General features: G+C 48.1%; 16 protein-coding genes. 11 read left to right on the plus strand and 5 right to left on the minus strand.

The annotated features are described in order from the left end of the window. Positions 1-10: 10 nt before the first annotated feature. The gene (locus QEH59_RS11350; RefSeq protein ID WP_308985490.1) at positions 11-955 is read right to left on the minus strand and encodes a prepilin peptidase; all 945 of its coding nucleotides are present in this window, start codon (positions 953-955) and stop codon (positions 11-13) included. A 184-nt stretch (positions 956-1,139) separates the two neighbouring features. Here QEH59_RS11350 and QEH59_RS11355 point away from each other — a divergent pair, with 184 nt between their 5' ends. The 6 genes from QEH59_RS11355 to QEH59_RS11380 all read left to right on the plus strand — a co-directional run bounded on the left by QEH59_RS11355 (position 1,140) and on the right by QEH59_RS11380 (position 9,618). Beyond that, the gene (locus tag QEH59_RS11355) at positions 1,140-1,601 is read left to right on the plus strand and encodes an acetolactate synthase (RefSeq protein WP_308985491.1); all 462 of its coding nucleotides are present in this window, start codon (positions 1,140-1,142) and stop codon (positions 1,599-1,601) included. A 98-nt stretch (positions 1,602-1,699) separates the two neighbouring features. Then, on the plus strand, positions 1,700-2,320 hold the full coding sequence (locus QEH59_RS11360) for a TetR/AcrR family transcriptional regulator (protein WP_308985492.1): 621 nt from the start codon (positions 1,700-1,702) through the stop codon (positions 2,318-2,320). Between the two features lie 111 nt (positions 2,321-2,431). Further along, positions 2,432-2,920 (plus strand): hypothetical protein, encoded by a 489-nt coding sequence (locus QEH59_RS11365; protein ID WP_308985493.1) that lies wholly within the window; start codon positions 2,432-2,434, stop codon positions 2,918-2,920. A 233-nt stretch (positions 2,921-3,153) separates the two neighbouring features. Continuing rightward, positions 3,154-4,782 (plus strand): ABC-F family ATP-binding cassette domain-containing protein, encoded by a 1,629-nt coding sequence (locus QEH59_RS11370; protein ID WP_308985494.1) that lies wholly within the window; start codon positions 3,154-3,156, stop codon positions 4,780-4,782. 144 nt (positions 4,783-4,926) lie between these two features. After that, positions 4,927-6,048, plus strand: a complete 1,122-nt coding sequence (locus QEH59_RS11375; protein ID WP_308985495.1) for a hybrid sensor histidine kinase/response regulator — start codon at positions 4,927-4,929, stop codon at positions 6,046-6,048. A 102-nt stretch (positions 6,049-6,150) separates the two neighbouring features. Then, positions 6,151-9,618, plus strand: coding sequence for a sensor histidine kinase (locus tag QEH59_RS11380; RefSeq protein WP_308985496.1), 3,468 nt, complete (start codon positions 6,151-6,153; stop codon positions 9,616-9,618). Here QEH59_RS11380 and QEH59_RS11385 read toward each other — a convergent pair whose 3' ends face one another. From QEH59_RS11385 to QEH59_RS11400, 4 genes are all read right to left on the minus strand, one after another. After that, positions 9,619-10,713, minus strand: coding sequence for an Ldh family oxidoreductase (locus QEH59_RS11385; protein ID WP_308985497.1), 1,095 nt, complete (start codon positions 10,711-10,713; stop codon positions 9,619-9,621). 69 nt (positions 10,714-10,782) lie between these two features. Next, positions 10,783-11,760: a phosphoglycerate dehydrogenase gene (locus QEH59_RS11390; RefSeq protein WP_308985498.1), complete on the minus strand. Its 978-nt coding sequence runs from the start codon at positions 11,758-11,760 to the stop codon at positions 10,783-10,785. A gap of 124 nt (positions 11,761-11,884) precedes the next feature. Next, positions 11,885-13,288, minus strand: a complete 1,404-nt coding sequence (gene uxaC, locus QEH59_RS11395; protein WP_308985499.1) for a glucuronate isomerase — start codon at positions 13,286-13,288, stop codon at positions 11,885-11,887. Between the two features lie 81 nt (positions 13,289-13,369). Then, complete coding sequence (locus tag QEH59_RS11400; protein ID WP_308985500.1) at positions 13,370-14,158, minus strand: SDR family oxidoreductase; 789 nt, start codon at positions 14,156-14,158, stop codon at positions 13,370-13,372. A gap of 161 nt (positions 14,159-14,319) precedes the next feature. On the opposite strand from QEH59_RS11400, the gene QEH59_RS11405 reads away from it, so the two are divergent. The 5 genes from QEH59_RS11405 to alr all read left to right on the plus strand — a co-directional run bounded on the left by QEH59_RS11405 (position 14,320) and on the right by alr (position 18,813). Next, positions 14,320-15,129, plus strand: a complete 810-nt coding sequence (locus QEH59_RS11405) for a helix-turn-helix domain-containing protein (RefSeq protein ID WP_308985501.1) — start codon at positions 14,320-14,322, stop codon at positions 15,127-15,129. 105 nt (positions 15,130-15,234) lie between these two features. Then, positions 15,235-15,516, plus strand: a complete 282-nt coding sequence (locus QEH59_RS11410; RefSeq protein WP_308985502.1) for an NAD(P) transhydrogenase subunit alpha part 2 — start codon at positions 15,235-15,237, stop codon at positions 15,514-15,516. Beyond that, positions 15,516-16,934: an NAD(P)(+) transhydrogenase (Re/Si-specific) subunit beta gene (locus QEH59_RS11415; protein ID WP_308985503.1), complete on the plus strand. Its 1,419-nt coding sequence runs from the start codon at positions 15,516-15,518 to the stop codon at positions 16,932-16,934. Before QEH59_RS11410 ends, QEH59_RS11415 begins: the two co-directional genes overlap by 1 nt. A gap of 46 nt (positions 16,935-16,980) precedes the next feature. Next, on the plus strand, positions 16,981-17,640 hold the full coding sequence (locus QEH59_RS11420) for a hypothetical protein (RefSeq protein ID WP_308985504.1): 660 nt from the start codon (positions 16,981-16,983) through the stop codon (positions 17,638-17,640). A 69-nt stretch (positions 17,641-17,709) separates the two neighbouring features. Continuing rightward, positions 17,710-18,813 carry an alanine racemase gene (alr, locus tag QEH59_RS11425; protein WP_308985545.1) on the plus strand — a complete coding sequence of 368 codons (1,104 nt, stop codon included), beginning with the start codon at positions 17,710-17,712 and terminating at the stop codon, positions 18,811-18,813. Positions 18,814-18,897 lie beyond the last annotated feature (84 nt).

Raw genomic sequence — 18,897 nt, forward strand, 5'->3', positions numbered from 1 at the left:
AAAGTGCCAGTTAGGGGGTAAAAAAGTAACCTACAAATTCTAAAAAATAGGCATCTACATAAACGTGAAAGCCCAAAAAGTAAATCAAACCAGCCGCTGCCAACATAGGACCAAAAGGTACCTGAGCGCCAAATTGCACTTCCTCCACAGTATCATTGCTTGCATCAGTGCCCTCAGAGGCCTCTGCCACGGCAACCTCAGAGTCATTTTTCTTCAGTGCTGCGAGAATTCGTCCCACTAAGAGACAGGGCAAAAGCACTGCCGATCCAACCAGAGCCCCTCCAAACATTGAAAATACAGCCCCCTGCCAGCCACAAAAGGCTCCGATAAAGCCAACAAATTTAACATCCCCCTCACCCATCGCTGGCTTGCGAAAAACAATTTCTCCCAATACGGCAATCCAGTAAACCAAGCCCGCCCCGACCAGCGCTCCCACAATCGCAGTGATGCCGGACTGGATATTTGAAATCATTGGCAAACCGTGCACTCCATGCAGTGACGGAAACATAAAAGATAAAACAACACCAATCACCATGCCTCCAATAGAGAAACGATCTGGAATAATCATATGATCTAGATCAATGAATGTTGCACAAATTAAGAAGGCAATATATAGCATGCCAATCGCAGCAACAACTGGCGGATAAACCATCCAAACCCACAAAAAAAGACCTGCAGTCAACAACTCAATTGCAGGGTAACGAATACTAAAAGGCGCACCGCAACAACTGGCCTTACCACGTAGAATCAGCCAACTGAATATGGGTATGTTGTGATAAAATGGAATGGGGCGACCACAGGCACAAGTGGACCCCGGAAAAACAATCGAGCGGCCTGCAGGAATACGGTAAATACAGACATTCAGAAAACTTCCAGTCAGCGCTCCAAAGATTGCAGCAAGCGCGCTGAAAAACCATGGAAAGTCCTCATTAATAAATTCAAAAGTTTCGAACATAAGTAAGTCGTCGGCAGGTGGGGAGTGAAAAGGGTCTAAACAAGCGACATCTGAATAGATTTGAAAGCTTAAAGCATAGTATAGACGCTCGAATCTGCGCATCCCCAAGCCCACAAAAGTCCGAATCACTTCTACTAAAAAAATACGTGCAAGTCAGACATTCATCAATTAGATATCTTTTATTATGCCATCAGAAGTTATGCGCAGACCGGGCGATTTCCAACCGGTCATTCAATTCTCGATCCATGCCGATAACAAAGTCGGACGGCTCAATGAAATAATAGGCCTGCTTTCTGTGCATCAGGTACATGTAATTGCGCTCTCGATCTTAGACACAACAGACAGTTCCATCATTCGAATCATTGTCGATTACCCTGAGGACGCACAAAAACTACTGATCGAGCATCAGTTTTCCTACGTCCAAAGCGAGCTCATCGCAGTTGAGCTAACCAGCGAAGAAGAGATTAAGACAGTGACCTGTGCCTTGGTTCAGGCAGAAATAAACATCCACTATATCTATCCCTTTCTCATACGTCCGAATGGACGTTATGCCTTGGCAATTAGCCTGGAAGATAATGAACTGGCCGCCGAAACATTAAAGCGCAATCAACTCAACGTCCTCGGCCAAGAAGACATCGCGCGTTAGCTCAGCCTCTTGCCAGAGATAGCGCCGCCCCGGTTTAATTTTACGCAAGCACGCGCGAGGCTTGCCGCGCCTGCTAAAACTGCTCTACACTATAGCTCATGCCACGTACTCGTTCACGACCCAAAACCGAAGAGAAATTTCAAAACGCCGTGTTGAAACTGGTGGCCAAGGAAGGATGCAGCGCACTGGGAATCAACGCAGTTTCGCAGCTTGCAGGAGCAGATAAAGTATTAATATATCGTTACTTTGGAGATTTTAACGGCCTCCTGCAGCAAGTCGCCGAAAGTCGGCAGTGGTTACCCAATAACCAGGAAGTACTGCAATCACTTGGCGAAAACTGGAGTGATCCACTCTCACTGCTGCGAAGAATCGCCACATTTCTCAGTCAGCACATTCGCAACGACGCGAGCACTCATCAGCTCGTGCGCTGGCGCCGTAGCAGTGCCTGCCCACTCTGTCGTCAATTCACAGAAGAATGGCGAGAACTCTGGCGCCACCTACCAGCAGCGCTCTCGAGCAAATGTAACAGCCAGCAAAGACAGGCATGGAAACACGCGTGCACTTTATTGGCATTAACAATCGAAGCAGAGCTTTGCGACGAAACAATTGATAATCAATGCCTTGAACACATCGCCAAGGACCTTCAATCGCTGCAAGATACGAATGCTCAGCTTCGATACACTGCCAGTGAGGAAAGCCTGCCCACGAATTTATTATAATCCTCTGCACAAATTCTGATTACAGTCTACTGAAACTTTTCTGAGTGAGTCTCGATATTGATACTAAGCAGCACGCTTCGCTGCGAAATTAACAATCAAATATTACAGACCATGAAGACAAAATCACTATTACTGATCACACTCTCCTCCTCGCTCTTCGTTTTTGCGGCTCAGGCTAAGCCCAACGGCCAAGGCGGTGAAGCACAAGGCGAGCGCCCCTCACCCCAAGAGCTGTTTGAGCAGTTTGATACCGATGCAAGTGGCACACTCTCCCTCGAAGAGGTCAAAGGCCCACTCGCAGAACACTTCGACAAGATTGACGCAGACGATAATGGCGAGATCAGCAAAAAAGAACTCATTGCCGCCAAAAAGAAAATGCATACCCGCGCCGGGAATGGTCCCCGTGGTCAATTACCGAACTTGAAAGAGGCAGATACGGACGAGAATGGTGCTATTTCCAAAGCAGAAGCCACTGAAGCCGGAATGGAACGCCTACTAGAGCACTTCGATAAAATCGATGCCAACGGTGACGGTGAAATCACAAAAGAAGAAATGAAAGCGATGCGCAAGGGACGCCAAGGTCCTCCTGAGGACGAATAATTCAGCCTGAATTTCAACGACAACCAATCATAACAGCCCGAGAGCTTCAAAGCTCTCGGGCTTTTTCTTTGCATTTGCTGCAATGCCTTGTTTCATTCCCGCACTTTCCCGCTTGCGTGGGAATATTGGTAATAGCGGAAGTGAACAGGATAGTTGACCCAAGCATTGTACCTCACTGATAAACAACAAACACTCAATCACTCTGACTCGGCGCAGCGCGCCTCCCCCCGGCAATGATCACGATTAATCAAGTCTCTCATAATTTCGGTAAGAAAGTACTCTTCAACCGAATCAACAACGTCATCAACGCACACGACCGAATTGCCTTAGTCGGTTCTAATGGTTCAGGGAAGACCACCCTATTACGCATGCTCATGGGCGAAATTGATTGTGATAGTGGCAGCATCGATAAAGCGGACTACGTCAGTGTTGGCTACCTTCCCCAAGATGGTATCTCTGTTTCTGGAAAAACCCTATTTGCTGAAGCTCAAAGTGCATTTGGCGACATCTTAGAACTTCAGAAAAATCTGGAGAAAGCGGAAGAGGAGATGTTGGAAATGGATACCTCGACCGATGAGTATTACGATTTAATCGACCTGATGGGAGAATGGGAGCAGCAACTCGAGGATCATGAACCTGCCAAAATGAAGTCACGAATTGAGCGCATCCTGCTAGGCATGGGCTTCAAAGAAAGCGACTTCGAGCGCGACACTGGCGAATTTTCAGGCGGTTGGCAAATGCGCATTGCCCTAGCCAAACTGCTCTTGCAAAACCCATCCCTGATCATTTTGGACGAACCGACCAATCACCTGGACATCGTCTCCCAGCATTGGGTCGAGCAATACCTAAAGCATTACCAAGGAGCTTTAATCGTCATTTCTCACGACCGGGCCTTCCTAGACGAAGTCACCAATCGTACCTTAGAGCTTAAACTTGGTAATCTCACTAGCTTCAAAGGCAATTACAGTTACTATGTAGCCGAAAGCGAGAAACGCCTCGAAACTCTTCGCAAAGCTTACGCCAATCAGCAAAAGGAAATCAAGGAGGTCAAAGATTGGATCAACCGCTTCCGCTCCAATGTGAAGAAAGCCAGCATGGTGCAAAGCCGAATCAAAGCACTTGAAAAGATGGAACTCATCACCATTCCCCGTGATGAGAAAAAGATGTTTTTCCGTTTCCCCAAAGCACCTCCAGCAAGCGCTAAGGTAATCACAATCAAAAATTTACATAAATCCTACGGAGACAATGTCATCTTTGATGGACTTGACTTACGTATCGACAAGGGAGATCGCATCGCGGTCGTCGGGGTCAACGGTGCAGGTAAATCGACGCTTGCCCGTATTATGGCTGGGACAGAGCCCTATCAAAGTGGTGAAGTCGAGAAGGGCATTAATACTGTACTAGGATATTTCGCCCAATCACAGGCCGATGAACTTGATCCTAATAATACGGTGTTGGAAGAAGTTGAAAAAGCAGCCATCGGAAACGACGACGCCAACCCACGCGGTGCCCTCGGCGCCCTGCTCTTTTCAGGCGACGAAGCACTCAAAAAGACATCTGTGCTTTCAGGTGGTGAGAAAAATCGAGTCGCTTTAGCCAAAATGTTGATGCATCCGGCCAACTGCATGATTTTGGACGAACCGACCAATCACTTGGACATCAAGTCGAAGGAAGTGCTGCAAGAAGCCATCAATCTTTATGAGGGCACCGTCATCCTAGTCAGTCACGACCGCGCCTTTCTTGATGGAGTCGTTAATAAGGTGCTGGAAGTCTCTCCAGGCAGCACCCGCATGCTAACCTGCAACGTGTCCGAATACATTGAGCGCTTGGAACAAGAGACTGCAGAAAAGCTCAATCGCTAGCCGATTCTGCGAGGAATTGACTCGTGCTTCAGTAGTGATTCTGGCCATGCCTGTGTCTAATCCTCCACGCGTTTTAATTTATAAAGTCATTCTGGCTTTTCGGTAAAAATGCGTTAAATATAGGTATGGGGAGCCAGTCACGCGATGAAATCAGAACCACAGCCTATAGCCCGGAAAGTCTTAATCGTCGATGATGAGCCTCAAAACTTAAAACTAGTGGGTGAAATACTGCGCCGGGCCAATATTTCATTCATTCTGGCACTCAATGGTCGCGAAGCACTGGAAGCAGTGCTCACCGAGCAACCCGATCTAATTCTACTGGATGTAATGATGCCCGAATTAGATGGCTTTGATGTCTGCGCGAAACTAAAAAGCCTACCAGAAACAGCCAGCATCCCGGTCATTTTCTTGAGTGCAGCAAGTAGTCCAGCTGAAATAGTGAGCGGATTCACAGCTGGAGCAGTCGATTATATAAAAAAGCCATTTGTAAGAGAAGAACTCCTCGCACGTGTATTTACACACCTCAATTTGAGCGCGACCCAAAAGAAGATAAAGGCAGAGGCAGAGGCAAAAGCCGAACTGCTGGCACGTTTGGCACATGATATAAAAAATCCATCCGGAGCGATCAAAGGCCTGACCCAGTACATCGCTGAAGAGCTAAAATCCAGTCAGTATGAAAATTTGGAAGAAATGCTCTCAATGACTGAACTCATACGAGATTCAGCAGAGGGGATGAGCGACTTGGTCATCGGGATCCTGAACGAGGCCCAAGCAGATGCTGATGCAAGTCAGCGAGTAGTGACCGAAGCCATTCAAGTCATCGATGTGATCGATTATCTACTCCAGCTCAACTACTTGCAGGCCAAAGAAAAGGATGTCCACTTGAAATTTAATAAAGCATTCACACCGGAGCTTGCGATCAGTCGCCGCATCCTAGTTGAAATGTTTGATAATTTAATTAATAATGCGATCAAATATTCCAAGCCAGAAAGCACCGTACAAATTAGGCTGATTCATTCCTTAATACTCCCGCATGGTATGCGTTTTGAAGTTATCGATCAGGCGCAAACCATTGCTCCGGAGCGGCGTGCCACACTCTTTGAAGCTTTTGTGCGAGCAGACACCTCAGAACTCAGCACCTCACAGTCACATGGTGTTGGCCTGTCCATTGTTCGGCGGCTGGTTACGATGAACAATGGGAAAGTGGGTGTCGAGCCGCGCGCGAATGATGCCGGTAATCGGTTTTATATTGAACTGCCTCTCTAACCAAGTGAATCTAATGCTTTTCTTACTTCCGTGAGCATCGCTTCCATTTCTCTCTTCTGTCACCGATTCTATCGTTGCTTATGTGCTGGAGTCTTAATGGGAATGGCAATAACAGAGGCCGAAGTCGCAGCGCCCCCTCCCCTTGAAGACTATCTCATCAAAAACCTCACGACCGATGAGGGACTTCCGATGGATCAGCTCAATTATATTGATGTATCGCAAGAAGGTTTTCTATGGATTGCATCTTTTGAGGGGCTAATACGTTACGACGGAGTCGATTTTGAGAATCTAAACTATCACGACTATCCACCATTGCGTGGAGGTGCATTTGATCTCTGTGTTGATGACGCAAATATTCTCTGGGCCTTCGACACTAACCACCGCTACTTACTTCGATATGCTCAGGGAAGCTTCCAGCACTGGAAAACAGACAAACTAACTGAAGTTGTTGATTATACACTATTTAAAGATTGGAAAGGTGATGTTGTATTACTCGCCGATAGTGAATTCTATAAAATCCAAGACAATCAGTTAAAGAAGCAAGCGATTCCGGGTCTGAAAGACATTTCTATTCATTACGCGATTTTTGCAGAAGATGGCAGCCTTTGGATCGCCGGCAAATCCAGCCAAATACATCACTTGGTGCAGGGGCAAATGACAGATTTTGATCCTAGAGATCTGGGAGCAAAATCTGGCCGCATCGTAGTGATGGAAACCGGCAACAATGGCTCAATTTGGGCCATATCAGCTGAAAATGATCTCTTACATTATATAAATGACAAATGGCAGTTAATTCAGGACCCCGCGCTCCAGCAAGCCGGCCTCACACGCGCCATGCATAGTGAAGGCAACGGGACCCTGTGGATTGGCACTCAAAATGGAATGTTTCGCTACAGCAGCGGCACTGTATCGAAACTCCCTAAGAGCATTCATCAGGACGACGATCAAGTATTCTCCATTGCAGCGACAGCTGACGGCAGTATCGCATACAGCACTTTCAACAACGGATTAAAGCTAATACAGAGACGTGTGTTTAAAACTTACACAGGGATGTATGGCTTCAAGTACGGTGTGGTTCGTTGTATCACTCCGATAAATAATACCCATTATTTAATCGGTAGCAGTAATGGTGTCAGTTGCATTAAACAAAACGAGCGAAATGTCGAAACAGTTTACCCGGAATTGAATGGCATTGATGTGACCGACATTGAAGTCATTTCTGACAATCATATTTTCTTCTCAACATACGGACAGGGGCTCTATGAGTACCATGACGGGGAAATGAGGCGCTATACACAGGAGAACGGATTGAGCTCAGATACTTTGTATCAATTAGAAAGTATGCCCGACGGTAAACTGGCGATCGGTTCCTACAATGGACTCATGTTCTACGACGGAGATCAATTTGAATGGGCGATTAAAAATAGCGAGCTGCCTTCAGCACTCATACTCTCACTCTTTCAAGATAATGAAACACTCTGGCTGTCGATGGCATCCGGTGGTATCTATGCGTATAAAGCCGGCGAAGTCATTCCTGTCAGCCAAGGCACACAACTTGAATCAGCCACCGTATTTCACATCACTAAAGATACCGAAGGAACTCTCTGGGGGGGCTTTAGTGGTGGTATTTTCCGAATTAAAAATGGCCAAGTCCAAACATTTCAGCTGCCTGCCAATTTCCCTTACAGCAACATTTTTCACGTATGGCGCGATCGCTTTGAAAGCCTGTGGCTCACGACTAATACAGGACTCTATCGAGTGGGCCTGAATGATATCATCAGTCCCCAGCCCACCCAGGAATTTCGCTTTCAGAGCTACTATAAAGCCGATGGTCTCCCTTCAAATAACATTACCGCCCTGTCTGAAGTGTATACGAGTCAAGACACATTATGGGTCCCCTTTAGTGGTGGGGTGGTTGAACTCGACCCCATGCGCCTGCATAATAATCATTTCACGCCAACGCTCTTAATCGATCATGTCAGAGTCAATGGAATCGAAGTATCGCCGCACAATCTCAGCAATAATATAACTCTAGAATTTGCACCCGACCTGCGTAACCTACGTATCGGCTATACAGCTCCTCTCTTTCAAGGAGGTGAGGATGCCATCTTCCGTTATCGCCTAAAAGGTTTCGAAGAATGGCAGGAAAGTTCTCAGCGTGAAGCGGTTTACAGCAGTCTTCCTCCGGGACACTATACCTTTGAAGTCACCTGCCTGACGGACCCCAATGCCTCAGAGCTCACCACTCAGCGCGCTCACTTCAGTTTTGAAATACTGCCCCACTTTCACCAAACACTTTGGTTTTATAGTTTGATCGCAGGTATTTTTCTATTAGCCGCCTATTTAATACACAATCTACGCATCGAATCCACACGTCGACATAATGAACAGCTGGAATCACTGGTCGCACAGCGCACACAAGAACTCAAGCATCGCAGCGAAGAACTTTTAATGGCCAAAGAACACGCAGAATCGGCCAACCGTCTTAAAAGTGAATTTACGGCTAACATCAGTCATGAAATTCGAACTCCCATGAATTCGATAATTGGTTTCACTGACATCCTGCGTGCCGAACTTAAAGATCCTCCCCATCAGGACTATCTCAATATAGTTTATAAATCAGCCAGCATGCTCATGGCCATGATCAACGATCTACTTGATCTGTCCAAAATAGAAGCCAATAAGCTAAAAATGCATCCAGAGGCCTCAAACCTAGTCAAGGAATGCAATGAAACAATTCAAATGCTCAGTCCTAAATGGAAGCAAAAAGGCCTGATTCTCTCATTCCAATCAACACCCGACTTCCCGCAACATTTATTAATAGATGTGACACGCTTTCGACAAGTCTTGCTAAACCTAATCGGCAATGCGATCAAATTCACCGACCATGGGACAATTGACATTGAGTTAAAATCCACTCGCGCTTCAAAGACTCACGCAAGCATTTCCTTACAAGTCAGGGATTCTGGAATCGGCATTCCTCCAGAAATGCAGACACGTATTTTCAATGCTTTTGAACAGGCAAATAGAGATTATACCCGCAATGGCACAGGCTCGGGGCTAGGTCTAGCCATCTCACAAAGGCTGGTTGAAATGATGAATGGAAGCATTTCACTCGCCAGCGAGGAAGGACGCGGCAGCAGCTTCACAATCGAACTGCCCAATTTAGTGATCTGTAACAAAGCAACCGCCCCCAACGTTGCCGTGCAAGCGAGTGAGACGCTGACGCCCGAAGCTTCGACGGTGCTGACTAAAATAAACTCACAGTGGTTACAAAAAGTCATATGCCCACAAAGATTAGGAAAACAGGACTACGAATTCCTCATCCACACATTACAGAACCAGCTAATGCCTGCACTGACAAAAATGGACAGCGAGCAATTACTCGCTGCCATTCATGCCATTCAAACGATAAATCAAACGCACAGCCTCGATGAACTCGATGCACTCTGCCATTTGGTTAGTGAATATGGTGAACGGATCGATATTTCAGGCAGTCGCCATCTGCGTAATATATTGGCCGAAACCATTCAACAGCAGACAGACGCACTGCGCGCACGCCCATCCTAATCAAACTGATTCACACGTGAATTCCGCCAAGCTCCAGCCCTGCTCTCCACATTCCTGAGCAATCTCATTAAAGGCCTGAATCTCTGCTTCGGAAAAAAGTAAGCCCCCCGCCTTCACAACACGTTCCGCCCAACGTGCTTCAAGTTGTCCTGGCAATAAACAGTTCTCATTACCATGTCCGAGAATGTCCTCAATCACAGCCTTCACATTCCCAGCCTGATCGCGCCCCTGCGCGAATGCTCCTCCATTGATCGCATCGGGATGAATCACCTGGAAATAGAACGCGGGTGTACGCTTCTCTCCTGCAGGAATTTCCCGGCTACGCAGAGTAGGCAGACTTCCGCCGATAAAGGCCCCCACAATCTCATTAATCAGACTCAAGCCATAGCCTTTATGCGCTCCAAATGGGACAAGCGCTTTCACTAAATTCGCATCGGTAGTTGGGTTGCCCTCAGCATCGACTGCCGCATTCGCTGGCAGCGGCGTGCCCTCGCGTTGAAACTGCTGCACACGCCCCATCGCAATCACAGAAGTCGCCCAGTCGATAACAATAGGAAAGCCAACAGCATCGGTCGTGGGAAAGCCCCAACTGTGAGGGTTCGTACCTAATGTGGGATACTTTCCCATAAATGGCACCACTTCTGCCAGCGCAGCTGTGCAGTTAGTATATGCAATGTAACCACGCTTGGCAGCTTCCATTACATATCCGCCGCCCCATAAATAGTGGAATGCATTGTCCACCGAAACCTGGCCAATACCATATTCATCCGCCAACTCACAAGCGCGGTCGATCGCCTCATATGCAGTGGCCTGCCCCAACTTCTTGTTGGCGTTCCAAATTTCGCTCGCCGCGAAGCGACACGGTAACTTCTCGACTTCCACCGCTGGTGTGCATCCCCCTGTAGCACTTCCAAACAAATGATCTAAGTGGAGTGCCTTGATCGCATTGTGCGTACGAATACCATGATGCGAGGCAAAAGCAGAAAAACGAGCCGCTTGCGCAGCTTCATCCTCCGTATAACCGCGGTGCTGATATGCAGCTGAGACAAGCGCATCGTGTTTCTGTTGTGGTACAATATAAAATTTTTCAGACATACTTAAATGTGATAAGAGTAAGGGAAAGATATAACAGGTGTTAAGAGAACGAACGGATCTTTAAAATAATTAAATTAATGCAGCTGGCGGTTGCACATCATTGACTTGCGCAAGGGCTTTCTCTCCCTTGAGCAGGTTAACCAAATTTTGAGTCGCCATACCTGCTTGACGCTGAACACTCTCATATGTGCGTGAACCTACGTGCGGGGTGATAATACAATTTTTAGCACCAAGAAGTGGATGGTCCGCGGGAGGTGGCTCTTGATCCAAAACATCCGCTCCATAACCACCTAGTTTGCCGCTCTCGAGTGCCGCCGCGATATCAGCCGTATCCGTCAACTCACCACGCCCACAATTAATCAGAATGGCTCCGTCTTTCATGTTCTTGATCGTTGACGCACAAATCATGTCGCGCGTCTCCTCAGTCAGATTGGTATGCAAGGACACGATATCACTTTGCCGTAACAACTGAGTAACTCCATCCGCACGAACAACATTCTGCTCTTTGGCAAATTGCTCTGGCCAGTATAAATCATAGCCAACACATTGCATTCCAAAGGCATTCGCACGAATCACAACTTCACGCCCAATACGGCCCAAACCGATAATCCCGATGGTCTTACCCATAATTTCGTGACCAGTCATCCGTTTCCACTGTCCAGATGCGGTGGCATTGGCCTGTTCCATCAGATTTTTGTTCAGTGCCAGCAATAACATGAACACATGCTCCGCGACTGTAGTATGATTTACGCCCGGACAAAAACTAACCGGAATGTTCTTTTCCGTGGCATATTTCACATCAATTTTATCTACACCGATGCCATATTTAGCTATAATCTTAAGCTTAGGCAGAGACTTATCGATCACCGCCTGGCTAATCTCATCATCACCACAGAGAAAGGCATCAAAATCACCAGCAAGCTCTAACATACGAGCCTCCGAAAGTGGCCCTCGTTCACGGACAATTTCAGCGCCTGTACTTTCAAGTAATGCATGATGATCGCCGGGACAATCTTGATACGAAGTAGTGGTCAGTAGGATTTTCATAATTTATATATCTGGAGCTCCCAACGATAGAACACTCGAAATTAAATCGATAGTCTGTGTCTAGGCCAGATGCAGTTATTGGAAGTTAGTTTTTGAAAGGATGTTCGACATCCGCATGAATGTGCTAGACGCCAGGAAAATTAAAATAGTTCTTAGCATTGCCGTAACATATATCGGCAACCAGTTTATCGAGCAGTTCCGAATCATCAGGAATCAGGCCAGCTTCGACATCCACACCGATAATGGAACAAACAAGACGGCGGAAATATTCATGACGTGGGAAGCTCAAAAAACTTCGTGAATCAGTCAACATCCCCACGAATTTACTGAGCAAGCCCACACTCGATAAGACATCAATCTGGGTGCGCATACCATCCAGTGTATCCACATGCCACCAGCCTGAACCAAGCTGCATTTTGCCAGCCGTCTGACCATCTTGATAGCTTCCCATCAAGGTTGCGAGTGGGTATAGTTCGGCTGGATTTAAATGATAGAAAATACATTTCGGCATCGCATCCTCAGTCGCCACGCTATCTAGAAAGCCCGCGAGGCGACGGATGATCGGCTCATCGAACATCGAATCGTACCCTGTATCCGGCCCCAGCTTCTTGAACATGAGCCCATTAGTATTACGAATCGCGCCAAGGTGAAACTGCATCGTCCAACCACGTGCCGCATTCCAACGCGCAACATATTGCATCAAATATGTCATCCATTGGTCAGATTCCTCAGCGGAGGGCGCTTCACCGGCGCGTAGTTTTTTAAAGATCACTTCGGCCTGCTCTGCGCTACAAGGGCTGAAAGGACAGTATTCCAACCCATGATCAGTCAAACGACAGCCTGCTGCATGGAAATAATCATGCCGCGCTTTGAGAGCAGCGACAAAATCACTCGCCGAATTCAGCGACCTGTCACACACAGCTGCCAGTTGATCAGTCCACACGTTCCAAGCCTGCACATTGACAGTAATCATCGCCTTATCTGGGCGATATGTAGGAAACATCTTGGTCTTCAACTCCCCTGCATTATGCGCAGTGTGATGCTCCAGTGAATCAATTGGATCATCCGTGGTACCAATCGCACGTATGTCGAATTGCTCACAGATATTGTGCACATTAAAACTATCTTCCGCCAGTTTGGCATTCGCCAACTCCCAGATCTCGTCGGCCGTCTTCGGCCCCAATACTAGATCTGTATCAAAATAGCGCTTGAGCTCTAAATGCGCCCAATGATGCAAGGGATTACGCACGGTATCGGGCATGGTTCGTGCCCACGCATCAAATTTCTCCTTAGGTGATGCATCGCCGGTGATAAACGCTTCCGAAATCCCTGCGGCTCGCATGGCACGCCACTTATAGTGATCGCCCCCTAACCAAACTTGAGCCAGATCAGGAAAACGTGCATTCCCAGCAATATCCTCCGGCGGCAGGTGACAATGATAGTCCATGATGGGCTGCTCCGCAGCCACTTCGTGATACAGACGCTGTGCTGTTTTATTGGGAAGAAGGAAATTTTCGTGCAAGTACATAAATGATATAAGTGGATCAATGAGACTGGTCTATTTTTGACTAGCTAGTTGAAACGGAAACAAGCGGCATCCAATTCGAGCCTAAATCGTCATAGAGGCATAGCCACCATCAACAACGATCTCAGAACCATTCATAAAGCTGCCAGCATCACTGGCCAGCAACAAAGTCGCTCCAATCAATTCCTGCGCCTCGCCAAAGCGTTTGGCGGGCGTATGCCCCATAATTGATGACACACGCTCAGGCGTCAGCACTTTCTTATTTTGCTCTGCAGGAAAAAAGCCAGGGACAATAGTATTAACCCGCACTTTATATGGTGCCCACTCACGCGCGAGGTTCTTGGACAAATTATGCACAGCCGCCTTAGTCGCAGAATAGGTAAACACGCGTGAGAGTGGAATAATCCCACTCATCGAACCAATATTAATCATACTACCGCCCTCACCGCGCTCCAGCATGTACTTACCGAATACCTGTGATGCAAACAGCACGGCCTTCAGATTGGTGTCCAAAATACTATCAAATTCCGCCTCCTCGATATCCAAAACAGGTGTCGGCGAATTGACACCTGCACCATTGACCAAAATATCAATCTGCCCTGATTTTTCCAACACTCGATCCAATAAAGCTTGTATCGATGCCTTCGAGTTCACATCCACCTTTTCAAAGTAAGCCCGGCCCCCGGCTGCTTCAATTTTGGCCAATCGCGCTGCAGCTTTTTCTTCACTGCGACCAACCAGAACTGTTTCTGCGCCTGCAGCAGCAAGCCCTTCGGCCATCGCTCCACAGAGCTCGCCAGTGCCGCCAATAACAACGGCCACTTTTTGTTTCAGTCCAAAGAGAGTATCTAGGTAATTTTCGGGATTCGACATCCCAGCAGAATAGCAGAATCACCCTGTAATTAAAATGGATTGCTCTCTCATAAATTTGCACTATTTCCTCATACTGAACTTCAATTAATTTTGCTCACGCCACCTACAGTCAGAATCGAAAAGATAGTCGTCCTAGTCACAGCATTAAAAAGAAACAAACAATGACATCCAGCATCAACCATTGCAGCTATTCATCTATCGAGGTAGTGGATCGCCCATGGTTTCCTTATCTATGCACTGAGGTTGAGCATTGGGAATGGAGAACCTCCGGCGATGGACATTACAACTTTTGGATGGCACTCTCCGGTGAGGGCTACTTGCGCTGCGAAACGCAAACATTCCGTATATTTCCTGGCGCCTTTTTCATTTTCTCGCCGAAGCAAAACATCTCTGCAGCCCATTACTCCGGTCCAAGAATCACCCGTTTTTCCGCACATTTTCACCCTTTATGCAACGGAGAGAGAACGAGTCAAATAACTGACTTACCTCAATTGGGAGGTCAGGTCCAATCGCTGAGCCAGGCTCAACGCCAAATCGACGTAATTATGCGAATCGCCCTGCGCAGAGACAACGATACGGTGCTAGCTCACAAGCTCTATAATTTTATCGCACAATGCACGGGACAAAACCATGTAAACACAGAAGCCGCCCTCAATGAACGCGTATCGGAAGCACTCCGAATTTTTCGTGAAGCTCCAGCCTCGGTGGAATCTATCGCCCAAATCGCACAACAACTGGGCGTCTCACGCTCCCACTTCGACCGTGAATTCACGCGGCAAACTGGACAGGCCCCAAAACATTTTCTTATAAACTGCAAGATGATTGAAGCACGTCGCTACCTAGAGAGTAGCCATCTCAGAGTGGGCGAAATTGCTGAGGCGCTGGGGTACAAAGACATTTATTTTTTTAGCCGCCAATTCAAGCAGCTCGTCGGAAAATCCCCCTTACAATACAGAAAAGAGCTACAGTAAGTCCCCCAAGAAAGCTCACAGTGGTTACTCCTTACGGCTTGCTTCATGGGCAATATATCCAATGATCGGAATCGTTCAGTCTCCCACTCTAATAATAGCACTTCTATGGAACTTATACTCCTCCTATTCATCTTCGTGCTGGCGGCATTCTTAGGCTTTGAGCTCATCGCAAAAGTGCCCTCTCAGCTACATACGCCCTTAATGTCCGGGTCCAATGCAATTTCGGGCATCACGGTCGTAGGCGCGATACTCGCGTTACATAGCGATTCCAGCGGTTTCTCAATTTGGTTAGGCTTTGCCGCAATTATACTCGCCACCATTAACGTGGTCGGCGGCTATCTAGTCACCGACCGCATGCTAAGCATGTTTAAGAAAAAGGCCAAATAATGCATGCTGAAACGATTCTAAATCTATCGTATATTGTTGCCGCAATTTTATTTATACTCGGCATCAAAATGCTAGGCAAAGCGGATACCGCGAAACGCGGGAACCAGCTCTCGTCGCTGGGCATGCTAGTGGCCATTGTAGTGACTTTACTCAGCAAAGGGCTCGATTACCCGCTCGTCCTCAGCGCATTAGCCATAGGCACAGTCATTGGCATCTACGCGGCAAAGCGAGTAAAAATGACAGGCATGCCTGAGTTAGTCGCGCTTTTTAACGGTTTCGGCGGCCTCGCATCACTGCTTGTCGGCTGGGCCGAGTATCACCGTGTTGCCACCTTGTCAGGAGAGATCCACACACCGGCCCCCATTGTTCATTTCAGTTCCTTCTCCGCCACAGTCACTGTGTTGGCCATTTTCATAGGAGGGATCACATTTACCGGCTCCATATATGCCTGGGGCAAACTCTCAGGCCAGTTCGGTGGTCGCGCCTTGACCTTCTCCGGGCAGAAAACCTGCAATGGCTTTGTCGCGCTGGCGATTCTGGTCAGCAGTGTCATTTTCAGCTCCGCCCCGTCTGGAGAGATGGCGTATCCCATGCTGATTATTATTATTTTACTATCCCTGCTCTTAGGCGTTTTTGCTGTAATGCCAATCGGTGGAGGTGACATGCCTGTAGTGATCTCACTATTAAACTCTTGTTCCGGCCTCGCGGCTTGCGCCGCTGGCTTTGTCATCAATAATAATGTACTCGTCGTCGCAGGCTGTTTAGTTGGTGCGTCCGGACTCATTCTCACAGTGATTATGTGCAAGGCAATGAATCGAACTCTGAAAAACGTACTCTTTTCTGGTTTTGGCGCCACCAAACAGGCCGCCAGTACTGAAAGCAGTGGCGAGCTCAAACCCATTTCAGCCGAAGATGCCTATTACATACTAGAAGCCGCCAAAAACGTAATCATTATCCCTGGCTACGGTATGGCCGTGGCTCAGGCACAGCACGCAGTTAAAGAACTCGGCGAATTACTGGAAGCAAACGATTGCGAGGTCCGCTTTGCCATCCATCCGGTCGCGGGTCGCATGCCAGGCCACATGAATGTTCTACTGGCCGAAGCCGACGTGCCCTACGAGCAACTGGTTGAAATGGATGACGTCAATCCGACCATCGAAATGGTCGATGTTGCAATCGTCATAGGTGCCAACGATGTAGTGAACCCTGCGGCAGCCAATGATGAGAGCAGTCCGATTTATGGTATGCCAATTATTGAAGCGCATAAGGCCAAAACCACATTCTGCCTTAAACGTGGCAAGGGCGCAGGCTTCTCTGGCCTAGAGAACCAACTATTCACGGCACCAAATACACGGATGATTTATGGCGATGCCAAAGCTACCGTGACCAGTATGGTGGCTCAATTTAAAGAGAGTTAATAGAATAAACGCTGGCACCTCTAGATGCAGGTGCTAAGACAGCCATATGCAACAAAAACAAATCTCACTCGTCATTGACGGCTCTGGTAGCGCCGTCTTTGCAGGGCTGTTGAATGAACAGGATCAGTGGTTGGCGAAAATCGACCGTGCGGGCACTCCCCTGGAGGAGCTGTTTCCTGCCATACAACAGGTCTTACATGAGGCAGATCTGTCACTCGCGCATATTGGCAACTACATCTACTGCGAAGGACCGGGCTCCGTCTTGGGCTTGAGACTTTGCGCCATGGCGATCGAGACTTGGTCGCGTCTATATCCGGGTTCGCCACAATTCTATAAATACAATAGCTTACACTTAGTCGCGTATAGTTTGTTGCAAGCAGAGTCGGAACTACAACGAGCTCTGATCGTGGCCGATTGGAAAAAAGGGGCCTGGAACGCCCTCTACATTCGTAATGGGGAGGTAGGCGCCGCAGAAGTCATTGACGATGCACAGCTCGCAACCTGGAAGGGCCCACTCTACCACTTACCACAGCGTAAAGGCTGGCAAAGCCCGCCCGCCCAAGCAAACACAATCCGCTACCAACCTGCTCAGTTAAGTGCCCTTCGAAACCACAGCTCAATCTTGAACGCCACTTCAGGAGTGGAACTATATAGTAATGGTATCAACACCTTTCAAAAATGGACCCCGGAGCGCCATCGCGCATAAACCAGCTTTCAACCCAATCTGACCATTCGCACTCAACACAATACTTCATCACTGCGTTGCTGGGCCGAAATTGATCTGGCCGCCTTTGAGCGCAACTTAAAGCGCATCCAAGCCGCGCTACCAGCTCACATGCGCTATGTTGCCGTGGTCAAGGCAGACGCTTATGGGCATGGGATGCCCCAAATCGTCCGCCGACTGATGCAAAGCGGAGTGGACTGCTTCGCTGTAGCCAATGTTTCTGAAGCTGCTGACATTCGCCATATGGGTGCCGGGTGGCCCATACTCGTGCTCAGCCCGCTGTTACCTCAAGAGGACTACTTTTTGATCCAACATGATCTGACAGCGACCGTCAGCACTTTGGACGAATGCGAACGACTCAACAGCTTAGCGCTAGCCCACAGCACAATTATCAAAGTTCACTTAAAAATAGACACCGGTATGGGGCGCTTAGGTGTTTGGCATGACAGCGCAACTGAGCTACTGGCTAAAATCAGCACCTACCCGGCACTAAAACTCGAAGGCGTATACACCCATTTTTCAAGTGCAGATAGTGATCCTAGCTTCACTCAAATACAACGTAAACGCTTCCTCGACGTCATCGCAACAACCACGGCCCTCCCCCCCGAGCTGCTTATTCATGCCGACAACTCCGCCGGCATTGATACGCTGAGCAGCCCTAGCCCCTTTAACGCTGTCCGTATTGGCCTGCTGCAGTTCGGAATTCCACCATATCCAGAATCTGCACTCGGCCGCGTCGCAGTCGAACCAGTCTTTAGTTTTCATACTCGAATCGGGCTGATCAAAGAGCTCCCCGCCCATACCGACATCAGCTATGCACGCACCCATAGACTCTCCCGCGACTCTCGCATTGCGATCCTTACCGCAGGCTATGGCGATGGCGTACCGCTCAAATTAAGTAATCAAGGCTCGGTTCTCATCCGCGGCCAACGATGTGCCATCCTAGGCCGGGTGACTATGGATCAGACAATAGTGGATGTCACCGACTGCCCGGAAGCTAAGATCGGCGACCATGTGGTGCTCATCGGAAAAAATGCACCCAATGAAATCACGGCAACGGAGTTTAGCCACACCGCACAAACCATCCCTTGGGAAACACTTTGCTCAGTAACAAAGCGCGTTACACGCGTCTATGTAGGTTCGCGAGAGGTTTAAAAGTACCTCTCCGCACTTGGGATATAACGCCCATTCAGGATAAAAGACTTGTCCACTGAAAATAGGCTGATCATAGTCCCGCCC

Origin of the sequence: Thalassobacterium sedimentorum, assembly GCF_031127905.1 — a bacterium.
Classification (GTDB): Bacteria; Verrucomicrobiota; Verrucomicrobiia; order Opitutales; family Coraliomargaritaceae; genus Thalassobacterium; species Thalassobacterium sedimentorum.

Excerpts from the sequence above, each read along its gene's own strand:
- QEH59_RS11350 (WP_308985490.1), bottom strand. The coding sequence starts at position 955 with ATGTTCGAAACTTTTGAATTTATTAATGAGGACTTTCCATGGTTTTTC.
- QEH59_RS11355 (WP_308985491.1), top strand. The coding sequence starts at position 1,140 with ATGCCATCAGAAGTTATGCGCAGACCGGGCGATTTCCAACCGGTCATT.
- QEH59_RS11360 (WP_308985492.1), top strand. The coding sequence starts at position 1,700 with ATGCCACGTACTCGTTCACGACCCAAAACCGAAGAGAAATTTCAAAAC.
- QEH59_RS11365 (WP_308985493.1), top strand. The coding sequence starts at position 2,432 with ATGAAGACAAAATCACTATTACTGATCACACTCTCCTCCTCGCTCTTC.
- QEH59_RS11370 (WP_308985494.1), top strand. The coding sequence starts at position 3,154 with ATGATCACGATTAATCAAGTCTCTCATAATTTCGGTAAGAAAGTACTC.
- QEH59_RS11375 (WP_308985495.1), top strand. The coding sequence starts at position 4,927 with ATGAAATCAGAACCACAGCCTATAGCCCGGAAAGTCTTAATCGTCGAT.
- QEH59_RS11380 (WP_308985496.1), top strand. The coding sequence starts at position 6,151 with ATGGCAATAACAGAGGCCGAAGTCGCAGCGCCCCCTCCCCTTGAAGAC.
- QEH59_RS11385 (WP_308985497.1), bottom strand. The coding sequence starts at position 10,713 with ATGTCTGAAAAATTTTATATTGTACCACAACAGAAACACGATGCGCTT.
- QEH59_RS11390 (WP_308985498.1), bottom strand. The coding sequence starts at position 11,760 with ATGAAAATCCTACTGACCACTACTTCGTATCAAGATTGTCCCGGCGAT.
- uxaC (WP_308985499.1), bottom strand. The coding sequence starts at position 13,288 with ATGTACTTGCACGAAAATTTCCTTCTTCCCAATAAAACAGCACAGCGT.
- QEH59_RS11400 (WP_308985500.1), bottom strand. The coding sequence starts at position 14,158 with ATGTCGAATCCCGAAAATTACCTAGATACTCTCTTTGGACTGAAACAA.
- QEH59_RS11405 (WP_308985501.1), top strand. The coding sequence starts at position 14,320 with ATGACATCCAGCATCAACCATTGCAGCTATTCATCTATCGAGGTAGTG.
- QEH59_RS11410 (WP_308985502.1), top strand. The coding sequence starts at position 15,235 with ATGGAACTTATACTCCTCCTATTCATCTTCGTGCTGGCGGCATTCTTA.
- QEH59_RS11415 (WP_308985503.1), top strand. The coding sequence starts at position 15,516 with ATGCATGCTGAAACGATTCTAAATCTATCGTATATTGTTGCCGCAATT.
- QEH59_RS11420 (WP_308985504.1), top strand. The coding sequence starts at position 16,981 with ATGCAACAAAAACAAATCTCACTCGTCATTGACGGCTCTGGTAGCGCC.